This window comes from Aeromonas sp. 9A (assembly GCF_963900955.1).
Lineage (GTDB): Bacteria > Pseudomonadota > Gammaproteobacteria > Enterobacterales > Aeromonadaceae > Aeromonas > Aeromonas salmonicida.
The window spans coordinates 1-10,934 of the sequence record NZ_CAWRFG010000009.1 but is presented as its reverse complement, the minus strand read 5'-3'; the positions used below and the strand labels follow the sequence as shown (position 1 = coordinate 10,934).

Sequence of the window (10,934 nt, the reverse complement as noted above, 5' to 3'; positions counted from 1 at the left end):
CAGGCAGGGCGCGGCGACGTTCAAAATCGCTCACGGCCACATCCGGCCAGAAGCCGTCATTGCGGATAGTGGCGGCGCTGTAGTCGATGTCCTTGCCTGCAAACATGGCTGGCCTCGCTGGTTGGTTGAAATGGAGCACCCCTGAAGCCACGCAATGGCCGCTGGGTTAGCCATAAGCTGCCCATGGCCTTCGCGCCGGGGTGCGGTGGCGCGGAGAGTCGGTTACTGCTCTGTGTTAAGCGCCCGCAGGCGCATGGCAATCTTTTGGCGCAAGGTGCCGACGCCCACTTTGCCGTGCAGCTGGTCGGCCTGGGCCAGCCAGTGATCGGCTTGCTCCAGGGTGGCGCTGTCGCCCACGGCGCTGGGGCGGGGCAGGCCGTCGTGGTCGCGCAGCAGCAGGCAACCGGCGGCCTTGAACCACTTGGCGGTCAACCGCTCGTTGAGGCGCCAGTCGGTGCGCACCTTGTCGAACACCCGGGAGAACCAGGGCTCGACGGCATGGCCTTCGGCCGCCTGTTTCTCGGCCCACTCCAGCACGGTGTCGGCCACAAAGTGGGCCCAGTCGCGCTTGATGTTGTTCGGGGTGCGCTGCCCCTGGGCAATGGCGAGCTCCGCCCAGGCAATGCCGGCGTCAAAATCCCCAACGTCAAAGGCCCAAATGATAAGGCGCTGAAACAGCTCGTTCTGGTAGGGCTGGCCGGACTCCGCGACCGTGGCCAGATAGCGCTCCACATAGGGGCGGTACCTGGGCATCAGCTCATCGCGTTTCATGTTCACCCGATCCCCAATGCGCGCCAGCTTGCGCAGCCGGACCATGTCCTGCTCCAGCGCAATCAGCTGCAGGTGCAGGCTGTCGGCCACCGCGCCGGTGGCCATGCCAGAGCAAGCGGCCTGCTCGGCCCCTTGCCTGGCGATCAGGCGCTGCTTGTGGCGTTGACCGGGTGAGCTCATGGCTTAGTCCTGCGGCTCGGTGGTGGGCGCCTCGGTCGGCTTGGCGGCGCCAATCTCGATATCAGCCTCCTCAAAGCCGCCATAGGCCAGGTGTTCGCCGAGGGCATAGCCTTCCATGCGCCAGTACTGGTTATCGAAGCACTTCTTGTCCTGGTTATCGTCGGCCTTGCGCTTGCGGGTGCCGCGCTGGGTGTAGATGTGCAGGTTGTCCAGGGTGGTGACCACCATCCGCTTGCCCGGGAAGAAGGGCGGGATGTAGGCCCGGCGCCCGGCGATGGATTCGGCCAGCTTCTGGGCGGCGATCTGCTCGCTCGGCTTGGTGGCTTCGCTGTAGAGCTTGGCCTGGGCGGCGGCAATCAGGTCGGTACCGACCAGCACCACCAAACGCGGGTCCTGGCGAAACAGCGGATCGATGGTGGTGTTGATAAGGTCGGAGGCCATCTCGTCCAGGGTCTTGTAATCGCCGTGGCCGTCCGGGTCGAAGCGGATCTTCTCGCCAGCCTTGGCCTTGATGATCTGGCTGCCGTCGTTCCACTCGCGGGCAATCTGGTGCCAGCCCTTGTTGACGTCCTCTCCCAGCGGGTGCTCGGCAGGATCGGTATCGGCGGCCGCGTCGATGCCGTTCCAGCCGACCCGCAGCATGTCCAGGGCAAACGCCTTGTTGATGAAGTCGCCCACCAGGCGCAGGAACTCGCCCTCGCTGCCGGCGTTGGCCCAGACGCACAGGGTCGCCCAGTCAAGGGAGGCGCACGAATCGGTCTCGGTCAGCTCGTAGGTGTTGCCATCGACGCCGATCTTGCCGTTGAAGCGGCCGTTTTTCTTGCGGCCGGTGAACAGCTTGCCGATGCCCACTTGCACCACCTGGCCCTTGATCTGGTCCACGTCCAGGCAAGTGACGAGGCCAAGGAACTCGACCGAGGCGAGCAGGGCAGCGCGCAGGCCGGTTTCCACCGGACCGGTGACGCTGAACTGTTTGGCCAGGGCGTTAACGGGGATGCCGTAGGACTTGGCCAGGGCGTTGCTGTATTGGTCCAGGCGCTGCATGGCCTGGACGGTGAGGGTCTGACTCATGGGCCGTCCTTAATATACGGTGGGGGTATCGTCACCGCCGAGCGCGCCCGGGCGCTGGCCCGGCACTTCAACGGAGAACTTCTCGATCTGGCCTTGCAGCTCGCCGACCTTGTCGGTCAGACCGGTCAAGGTCTGCTCCAGCTTGGTGAACTGCTCGGCGGTGATGCCGGGCTTGTCGTCAACGATGACGGGATCGGTGACCGGGGCGGCGGGTTGCTCATCGGTGGGTTTGGCTTCCAGCTTGGCGCTGAAGGCATCGATCTTGGTGCCAAGGCCGGTCAGGGCCCCCAGCATCTGATCGAACTGTTCTGGTTTCATTTCCTCATCCTCGGGTTGGCTGGGGGTAGGTTTGGGGTCAGGGTCGCCGTGGCTTGCCAGGAAGCTGAAAAACTTGGCGATCAGGCCATCAGCCTTTTCGTGCTTGGGTAGCTTGAAGGTGGAGAGATCCAGCTGTTCGCTGGCGCCGATGGTGTGGCCTTTGTGCTTGGTGCTGAATTTGAGGCGCGTGGTACCGAGGCTTGCCGGCTCGTCGGTGACGCCGAGGCCCAGCAGGTAGGTGCGCCCGGTGTCGGCGAAGTTCTCGAAGGGCTCGATGGAGCAGAACTGATACTGGCCGTTCTGGTTGTAGTAGATGAGATCGCGATTCGGGCAGAGGATGGCGAACAGCTTGAGCTTGCCATCGACTTCCACCGTTTTGAGCGCCTGCACCACACCGAAGTTTGACCAGCGATCGTGCTCTGGCCACAGCAACGCCGTGTAGAAATCGGGGTCGTAGGTTTCGGCCATGTCGGTGAGCCAGTCGCGGGTAATATCCCGCCCGTCCACCGCTTTGCCTTCGGTGGCGATACAGACCCAATCTGTTCTCAAGGTTGTTGCGCTCATGCCTGCTCCCAATAGATGCGGGCTCAGGCTATCGGGTCGGCAAGGGGGTTTCATCCTGTTGTGTTCGGGGGGATTCGGATCCAGCGGGATATCCGAATTGCTCAGAACATCAGTGGGATAAGCGAGGGGAGGGGGCTGGCTATGATGGCGCCATCATTCATATTGAAGGAGGCGCCGTGGCGTATCCCGAAGAGATCCGCAAGGCAGCAAAGGGACTCTACCTTAAGCGATGGACCCCCCAGGAGATCAAGGACGAACTGGGGCTCAACTCGTGTCGCATTGTCTACTACTGGGCCGAAAAGCTCGGCTGGCGAGAGCTGCTGACCGATGAGGCGGTGGAGGATGCCATTGCCCGTCGGGTCAATGTGCTGCTGGATCGCGAGAAGAAAACCCCGGGCGAACAGGAGGAGCTGGACCGGCTCATCGGCCACCATGTCAGCCTCAAAGAGAAAGCGCTCAAGTGGGCCGAACGCCAGCAGGCACTCACCGCTCGCCGCGAGAGTGGTGATGAGCCCACTGCCGAGCGGCCGCGCCGTGGCCGGGGCGGCCAGGATAGCGGCAGCAGCAAGGGCAAAGGTGGCAAGAAGGGTAAGAACCAGGTAGGCCACCTGACAGAGGCCGACTTTAGCGAGTGGCTGGGTACCCTGTTTGGCTATCAGCTGCGCTGCCGGGAGGCCAAGAACGATCCGGCCCTGCCGCGTACCCGCAATATCCTCAAGTCCCGCCAGATAGGCATGACCTACTACTTCGCCGGCGAGGCGCTGGAAGATGCCATTCTGACCGGTGGTAACCAGATATTTCTCTCAGCCACCCGCGCCCAGGCGGAGGTGTTTCGCTCCTACATCTGCAAGATTGCCCAGACCTTCCTCGGGCTGACCCTGACCGGCAACCCCATCGTCTTGTCGAACGGGGCCGAGCTTATCTTTTGCTCCACCAACTCCAACAGCGCCCAGTCTCGTTCCGGCAACGTCTACATCGATGAGTATTTCTGGATCCCCAACTTCGAGCGGCTCTCCGATGTCTCCAGCGCCATGGCCACCCAGAGCCACTGGCGCAAAACCTACTTCTCCACGCCATCGAGCAAGGTGCACGAAGCGTACCGGTTCTGGACCGGGGATCGCTGGAAAGGTACTCGCCCAAGTCGGCAGGCTATCGACTTTCCTGGTGAAGATGACCTGCGCGACGGGGGCCGCATCTGTCCCGATCGGCAGTGGCGCTATGTCATCACCATTGAGGATGCCATACGCCTTGGCTGTAACCTCATCGACATCGAGGAGCTCAAGGACGAGTACCCGGAGGAGGTGTTTGAGCGCCTCTACCTTTGCCGCTTTATCGACGATGCGCTGTCAGTGTTCAAGTTCCAGGACATGGAGCGGGCCGGGGTGGACCCGACCCGGTGGGAGGATTACAAGCCCGGGCGGCCCGACCCGTTCGCCCGGCGGGAGGTGTGGCTGGGCTATGACCCGAGCCGCACCCGCGACAACGCCACCCTGGTGGTGGTCGCCCCGCCCACCGTCGCCGGCGAGCGGTTCCGGGTGCTGGAGAAACACTACTGGCGGGGCCTCAACTTCCAGTACCAGGCACAGGAGATAGAGCGCATCGCCAAGAAGTTTCGGGTCACCTATCTGGGGGTCGATGTCTCCGGCATCGGCGCCGGGGTGTTTGACCTGTTAAAACCCGTGTTCAAAGGGGTGTGCCACCCCATCAACTACAGCATCGAGAGCAAGTCGCGGCTGGTGCTCAAGATGATCGACGTGGTGGAGGCCAACCGCATCGAGTGGGACAGCTCAGACCGGGATATTCCGCTTGCGTTCTTGGCCATCAAGCGCAGCACCACCGGCGGCGGTCAGATGACGTTTCGGGCCGCCCGCGACAACGTGACCGGCCACGCCGACGTGTTCTTTGCCATCGCCCACGCCGTGGCCAACGAGCCACTCGATACTAACCGCAAACGCAAATCCAGCTGGGTCACCAGTCAGGAGAGAAAGGCAGCATGACCAAACGACAACAACAACCGGCCAAGACGGCCACCCCTTCCACCCGCTCTTCTGTGGTATTCAGCATGCCGGAAGTGGTCGACCCCACCGCCTGGATGACCGATTACACCGGGGTGTTCTACAACCCCTACGGCGAGTACTACCAGCCGCCCATCGAGCGCAAGGGGTTGGCCAAGGTGGTGCGGGCCAACGCCCACCACGGGGCCATCTTGATGGCGCGGCGCAACATGGTAGCGGGTCGCTTTACCAACCAGCGCACCACCGTCACCGCCTTTGCCCACAACTACCTGCAGTTCGGGGATGCGGGACTGCTTAAAATTCGTAACGGCTTTGGCCAGGTGGTGGGGCTGCATCCGCTCTCGAGCGTCTACCTGCGCCGGCGTGAGGATGGCTGCTTTGTTTACCTGCAGCAGCAGGGCAAGCCGAACCTGATTTACCGGCCGGAGGATGTCATCTGGCTGGCGCAGTACGATCCTGAGCAGCAGGTCTATGGCATGCCCGATTACCTGGGGGGCCTGCAGTCGGCCCTGCTCAACCAGGACGCCACCCTGTTTCGGCGCAAATACTTCCTCAACGGCGCCCACATGGGATTCATCTTCTACGCCACCGACCCGGACATGGACGACGACACTGAAAAAGAGATGAAGGAGATGATCGCGAGCAGCAAGGGGGTAGGGAATTTTCGCTCCATGTTCGTCAACATCCCCAATGGCAAGCCCGATGGCATCAAGCTTATTCCGGTGGGGGATATTGCCACCAAGGACGAGTTTGCGGCCATCAAGGGGATCACTGCCCAGGATGTACTGACCAGCCACCGCTTCCCGGCGGCGCTGGCCGGCATCATTCCGACCAATGGCGGGGGCGGGCTCGGGGATCCCGAGAAATACGATGCCACCTATGCCCGAAACGAGGTGTTGCCGCTCTGTGAGCTTATCCAGGATGCCATCAACAGCGCGGGACTCCCTCGCTCCCTCTGGGTCGATTTTCGGGAGAATATCGGTTCAACTGTATAAACAAACAGTGTTTGCTGTGGCAAGATAGGCTGTTGATTTGGATAGAAAAGGGGGCGTAATGCGGGTTTATTGCAAAGTGTGTGGCCAGCGGGGCCGCATTACCAAAACCAACCGACTGAGCGATGATGTCTCGGATCTCTACTGCCAGTGTACTGATGCGGAGTGTGGCCACAGCTGGGTGGCCACCTTGTCGTTCGCCCATACCCTAAGCCCCTCGGCCAAGACCACCAACCAGCTGGTACTGAGCCTGATGGGGTCGCTGACGCCAGAGGGGCGGCAGTTGGTACTCAAAGGACTGGGGGCGCAATAGCGCCCCCAATTTTTTAGTAGAGACTATTCACTGAATATGCCCCCTCACTCACTGAGTCGACCTATGCTTGCTGGAGTAGTCATACGGTTCTAACCTGTCTATCTGTAGGCGCTGATGCTGAGTTGTTGAGCACCAGATTTGATTATTTCCCATGCAAGATGAAGGGGGATTTATGGCTCAGCTTGGCATTATTAGCGGCGAAGGTTTCCAATCGATCATCATTGAAGATGCTGATGGGCGGGTGCATTTTATTGCCGATGCAGATATTGATGCGGACGGTGCAAATGGCCAAAGTGGTGGCCCTGCTGCGTACAAAGTGGACGATTCGGGAACAGAATATCTGGCGAATGGTGGGATGAAAATCAAAAATGGCAAGGTGGTATGTGCCCATAATTGGGCGCGTTCTATTGTTATTCTTGATGATGACAATGAACCAAAAGTCTTTCCGGGCGGCGTTATTGCTTCAATGACATGGTACCGCTATCCAGGGAAAGACATAGACGATCCAACGGCGTATGTTGACTCCGAAACCATCCCATACATTGTAGTTCCTCCTCTGATTATCCAAAAAACAAAAGGTATCGTTTGTGGTTGTCTCGCACGTGTCACGTATAACCAACAGTCGGTAGATTGTGTTGTAGCGGATAGAGGTCCAAGTGGAAAAATTGGGGAGTTAAGCATCGCAGCAGCCAAGGCCATTGGGATACCATCAAGTCCGAGAAATGGTGGGCTAGCGCAAGCAGCAGTGCTTTACGAACTATGGCCAGGAATCGCGGCTCCAGGATTTGTTCTGCAGCCAGCTTAGAAGTTGTCGTCCAGTTCAGTGCGCTTTTGCCAGTGTACAGATGCTGAGTGTGGCCATAGCCGGGTGCCCACCTTGTCGTTTGCTCGCACCTTAAGCCCCTCGGCCAAGACCACGAACCAGCTGGTGCTGAGCTTAATGGGGTCACTCACGCCAGAAGGCCGGCAGCTGGTATTGAAAGGACTGGGGTCGTAATAGCGCCCCCAGTTGTTATTCCTAATATACTCGACAAAGTCACATGTTTCATGTGAGCTTATCGTGACCTAACGTCCGGCTAAGGTGCTCACTAAACTCAATCACAACAGCCATAACCACCACTGTTCAGTGGAACTGGAATCTCCACGCGTTGACATTCCCTCATTAGCTGTTTGTTATGAGCTTCTCAAATTTTTCAACATTGTTCCAATTTGTTCAATGCCATCAAATGTACTTGGTAGTTTTTCTGCATCAGCCAAAATACCACTGAAAATTAAACTCTCAAACTTCTCTAACGAACTAGCATCTTTTGCTTTTATTTCCGATGCATAGTCAGCATAACTCTGGATGAATTGACAAAGTGTTTGACGTAGTTCGATTTGCATAATTTGTGCCTTGGTAGAACGATAATTCACCAATACAATCCTGAAAAAGTAAATCAAGATAAATTCTATAGAGACTAACGGTATTAATTTAAATAACTCAGCAATCTGAACGCCAGCTTTATGGCTTTCTGTCGTAAGCGTAATAAACTCATAGGCTAATGGAGCAAGTATTAATACTGACATGCCGACAAGAGAATAAAACAACCATTTCAACTCATTAGTTTTTTTAAGAGCTAGGTCTGAGAAACCTTTATATAAACCTACAAAATTAAATCCTGCTTTTATTTCATCGAGTTTTGCATCTAATTCTCTAACAAAATCCTGCTTTGCAATAATTTCCTGATCCCAATCTACTCTTAACCTCTCTGCTTCATCTAATTTAGCGCTAAACTCTGTAACTGCTACTAAATTTTTGTTGTTAAGGTGTCGCTTTACTATATTTGCAGGCATTACATATAAGGCATATATGATCTGGCCGCTCACTTCTGACTTGTTCGTTAGAGCATCATCTGTTATTGTTTTTTTAACGGACTCAAGGTCAAAATTCAATTCCAATTCAGACCCAAGAAAGAAGTCAAATTCACACAAAAGGCGAAAAGCTGTCACATAAATAAAATTTATTTTACTATCGCCTTTTTCTTCTGTTGAGAATATACGTAAGCTATCAATGAAACGATCGCCCAAGTGATGGATGTTAAAGTCACATCTTTTATCCCAACCCTCAGGGGAACTGCCAATTGAAGCAATTATCTCCCTTGCATTGTTAAGTCTCATTTGGATGATATTGTCAGGGATCACTATATGTTCGGTTCGACTAACAAAAGCATTTACAGCCTTTAAATTTTGCTCAGATTGAAAAAACATTATTACTCCATAATTTAATAATGCATGGGCGCATAACGTCGCGTTCTGCAGAAAATTGGGAACACAGTGAAGAATTTTTCCGACAGAAACGCCTTGTTAACACTTTAGTTTACGCCGCCCAAGCATGACGAATTGTTGATGCAGCTTATAGCACTCAGCGCTCTTCTCATTGAGCTCTTTGATTCGTATATCGACATGCTCAGGCCAGTTCCAAGCACCACGGTAGGCATCTGGGACAGCGGACATCATGGGGCCCGTATGAATAAACCCAGAGCTCTGGGCTAACTTATATATAAAATCATGCATTTTTTCGTGAAGCTTCTTGCGAGCAGCTTCAAGCTCTAGATCTAAGAACTCTCTTTCTGCTGTATTCCATGTGTCTACGAAGTGATCTATTTCATTGGTGTTGTTGTCATGATAAGAGTTACCGAAGTCATGCTCTTTTAAAAGAGTTACCGATTGAGAGTCGGAGGGGAACTCGGATAAAAATCTTTCAAATAGATTGCGGTCAACAGCTTCTAGCTCCTTTTCGTTGGCTGCTACAATATCTCCGACTTTATAAATAAAATATCGATTCATGATGTTATGGAGCAATGCTAATGCGATGAGTGAACAACCTATGGTATAGTCCGCGGTGCTTGATTCCAGTTCTGCAAATGTGAATTGAATACCTGAATTTAAGTTGAATGTAGCAACGAGCCAATTGTAGAATATTTGTTTAAAAACCGTTGGAGTCAAAATCACTGCTCCACCAACAGTTACAACAAACCATGTCAGCTTGTTTGTGAAATCTGGAAAAAAATATTTTTTTCCAAGAGCTATGACTAGATCTTTTATCTCTTTCTTTGATATCACGCGGTACCCCTTGATAGTGCTAACAGTGATTGAATGGAAGGCGGTCTTAATTTTTTAAGATAGTTTGCTGTACAATTAAACGTTACTCTCACAAGCGGCACAGAAACATAACCTTTAAATCATAATATTACCAACCTATTACTGTCTAGGTCTATTCGCTTGTCCCCATCTTTTGGCGCTGCCTCTGCTGCCGTGCAAAAAAATAGCTCCAGCAAGCGTCATCTTTGTGAACAAACTAGGATTGTGGTCGGGGCGACCGGTATCACATGGTGTTGCTGACTAGGATGTAGGGACGCGGAACGAACGAGAAGGGATAATAATTGGATTTCTGGTGGTCTTACCAGCAGTCTCTGAGCGTTATTTACTTAAAGTGTTTTGGTGACGATTCCATGTTGACTCTGGCAAGCCACTATCTGGTGCAGGGCTGGCTGGTATGTTGGGTTGAGCTGTTCGGCGGCGCCCGGGTTGGCTCGGTCAGTCGGGCTGCCCGGGGCGATAAAGAGGGTACGGCCGGTGACGGCGCAGCGGATGGTGCCGTTCTGGTCGATGGCCACTGGGGTGAGCCCGTCCACGATATGGCGGCGACCAACAGTGCGGCCATCCGCTGTGAGCACCGGCACGGTGGGGCGGTTTGACTTGGCCTGAAACGGATTCGGCAGCTCGGTGGTGATGGCCGGCAGAGCCAGCTGCGCTGGGCGAGGGTGGCGGCGGCGCAGGATGGCGCAGGCCACGGCCTGCTGTTTGTCCTGTAGCATTTCCACCCATTGGCTGATCTCGTTGGCTGGCCAGCGCTGCTGGAGAACGCAGGTCACCCGATTATCTAGGCGGCGGTACTCTTCCCGGCTGACGGTCTGTTTGCTGTTCATGTTTATGCCCACTCCTCGCTGTAGTCGTCCTGTTCCTGCAACCACTCCGGCGTATCCAGCCCCTCCAGTACCCGCCACATCTCTGACTGATAGGGCTCCGGCAGCATCTCTATCCAGCTGCTGGTACCGGTATGGCCCTGTGCCTGGTAGACCTTGCCGCAGAGCTCAACCAGCATCGGCCAGTCCTGATCGCCTTCCGGTACTGCGTACTCATCCGGTTGGTTTGGCTCGGCTGGCGACGGGCCCTCTGGCATCCAGTCCGGTTCATTGGGTATCGCTCGGCACGATTGCAGTTGGCCGTTCTCAAGCCAGAGGGTGAAACTGTCAGCTGTGACGCTGGCGCCAGAGCGCAAACGGTCAATGGAGAAGGGCGATAACCCCCATTGCTCTGCCATTAACTGATCCGCGAACGCCGCTGGATCCGGCTGCGTACAGTTATTGTCAGAGCTCCAAGGAGCCGGGCTGTCGCCCGACTGAACCCCAACACCCCAGCCCGACGCCCCGGCGGCCTTGGTGGCCTCATGGGTGCCTGCGGGAACCACTTCCCACCCTTGCAGGCGGGTCTTGATACCCAAGCTGGCGGTGTGCAGTCCCATCAGGCGCTTGATGTCTTCGCCGTAGCAGTTGGCCTGCTCCTCAATGAGGTGGGCCAGTTTGATGGGGTGCTCGGCCCGGGTGGCCAGGGCGCCACCCATGGCGTGGAGGTAACAGCGAAAGATGCCGTTATCCGCGGCGTAACGGG

General features: G+C 55.8%; 10 protein-coding genes and 2 pseudogenes. 5 read left to right on the top strand and 7 right to left on the bottom strand.

Going from position 1 to position 10,934, the window contains the following annotated elements; genetic code table 11:
- Positions 1-222: 222 nt before the first annotated feature.
- Genes AACX78_RS22020 through AACX78_RS22010 form a run of 3 tightly spaced genes read right to left on the bottom strand, consistent with a single transcriptional unit; the run spans position 223 to position 2,904 of the window.
- Positions 223-951, bottom strand: coding sequence for a phage terminase small subunit (locus tag AACX78_RS22020; protein WP_159167595.1), 729 nt, complete (start codon positions 949-951; stop codon positions 223-225).
- 3 nt (positions 952-954) lie between these two features.
- The gene (locus AACX78_RS22015; RefSeq protein ID WP_159167594.1) at positions 955-2,022 is read right to left on the bottom strand and encodes a phage major capsid protein, P2 family; all 1,068 of its coding nucleotides are present in this window, start codon (positions 2,020-2,022) and stop codon (positions 955-957) included.
- 9 nt (positions 2,023-2,031) lie between these two features.
- Positions 2,032-2,904 (bottom strand): GPO family capsid scaffolding protein, encoded by an 873-nt coding sequence (locus tag AACX78_RS22010; protein WP_159167593.1) that lies wholly within the window; start codon positions 2,902-2,904, stop codon positions 2,032-2,034.
- Between the two features lie 176 nt (positions 2,905-3,080).
- Between AACX78_RS22010 and AACX78_RS22005 the strand changes: the two genes are divergently transcribed.
- The 5 genes and pseudogenes from AACX78_RS22005 to AACX78_RS21985 form a co-directional block, all read left to right on the top strand.
- Positions 3,081-4,901, top strand: coding sequence for a terminase large subunit domain-containing protein (locus AACX78_RS22005; RefSeq protein WP_159167592.1), 1,821 nt, complete (start codon positions 3,081-3,083; stop codon positions 4,899-4,901).
- Positions 4,898-5,914: a phage portal protein gene (locus AACX78_RS22000; protein ID WP_159167591.1), complete on the top strand. Its 1,017-nt coding sequence runs from the start codon at positions 4,898-4,900 to the stop codon at positions 5,912-5,914. The genes AACX78_RS22005 and AACX78_RS22000 overlap by 4 nt, the downstream gene beginning before the upstream one ends.
- 58 nt (positions 5,915-5,972) lie before the next feature.
- Positions 5,973-6,224: an ogr/Delta-like zinc finger family protein gene (locus tag AACX78_RS21995; protein WP_042067783.1), complete on the top strand. Its 252-nt coding sequence runs from the start codon at positions 5,973-5,975 to the stop codon at positions 6,222-6,224.
- Positions 6,225-6,396: 172 nt separating this feature from the next.
- Positions 6,397-7,029 carry a glycoside hydrolase family 75 protein gene (locus tag AACX78_RS21990; protein ID WP_159167590.1) on the top strand — a complete coding sequence of 211 codons (633 nt, stop codon included), beginning with the start codon at positions 6,397-6,399 and terminating at the stop codon, positions 7,027-7,029.
- Positions 7,030-7,053: 24 nt separating this feature from the next.
- Positions 7,054-7,221: pseudogene (locus AACX78_RS21985) on the top strand (transcriptional regulator); the annotation flags it as partial.
- A 176-nt stretch (positions 7,222-7,397) separates the two neighbouring features.
- Here AACX78_RS21985 and AACX78_RS21980 read toward each other — a convergent pair.
- From AACX78_RS21980 to AACX78_RS21965, 4 genes and pseudogenes are all read right to left on the bottom strand, one after another.
- A complete protein-coding gene (locus AACX78_RS21980; RefSeq protein ID WP_159167588.1) occupies positions 7,398-8,471 on the bottom strand; it encodes a hypothetical protein in 1,074 nt (357 codons plus the stop codon).
- A 96-nt stretch (positions 8,472-8,567) separates the two neighbouring features.
- A complete protein-coding gene (locus AACX78_RS21975) occupies positions 8,568-9,326 on the bottom strand; it encodes a hypothetical protein (protein ID WP_159167587.1) in 759 nt (252 codons plus the stop codon).
- Between the two features lie 365 nt (positions 9,327-9,691).
- The gene (locus tag AACX78_RS21970; protein ID WP_159167586.1) at positions 9,692-10,192 is read right to left on the bottom strand and encodes a hypothetical protein; all 501 of its coding nucleotides are present in this window, start codon (positions 10,190-10,192) and stop codon (positions 9,692-9,694) included.
- A gap of 2 nt (positions 10,193-10,194) precedes the next feature.
- Positions 10,195-10,934: pseudogene (locus AACX78_RS21965) on the bottom strand (replication endonuclease); the annotation flags it as partial.

What these genes read in the sequence shown, in the direction of transcription:
- AACX78_RS22020 (WP_159167595.1), bottom strand. Translation starts at nt 951, where the DNA reads ATGAGCTCACCCGGTCAACGCCACAAGCAGCGCCTGATCGCCAGGCAA.
- AACX78_RS22015 (WP_159167594.1), bottom strand. Translation starts at nt 2,022, where the DNA reads ATGAGTCAGACCCTCACCGTCCAGGCCATGCAGCGCCTGGACCAATAC.
- AACX78_RS22010 (WP_159167593.1), bottom strand. Translation starts at nt 2,904, where the DNA reads ATGAGCGCAACAACCTTGAGAACAGATTGGGTCTGTATCGCCACCGAA.
- AACX78_RS22000 (WP_159167591.1), top strand. Translation starts at nt 4,898, where the DNA reads ATGACCAAACGACAACAACAACCGGCCAAGACGGCCACCCCTTCCACC.
- AACX78_RS21995 (WP_042067783.1), top strand. Translation starts at nt 5,973, where the DNA reads ATGCGGGTTTATTGCAAAGTGTGTGGCCAGCGGGGCCGCATTACCAAA.
- AACX78_RS21990 (WP_159167590.1), top strand. Translation starts at nt 6,397, where the DNA reads ATGGCTCAGCTTGGCATTATTAGCGGCGAAGGTTTCCAATCGATCATC.
- AACX78_RS21980 (WP_159167588.1), bottom strand. Translation starts at nt 8,471, where the DNA reads ATGTTTTTTCAATCTGAGCAAAATTTAAAGGCTGTAAATGCTTTTGTT.
- AACX78_RS21970 (WP_159167586.1), bottom strand. Translation starts at nt 10,192, where the DNA reads ATGAACAGCAAACAGACCGTCAGCCGGGAAGAGTACCGCCGCCTAGAT.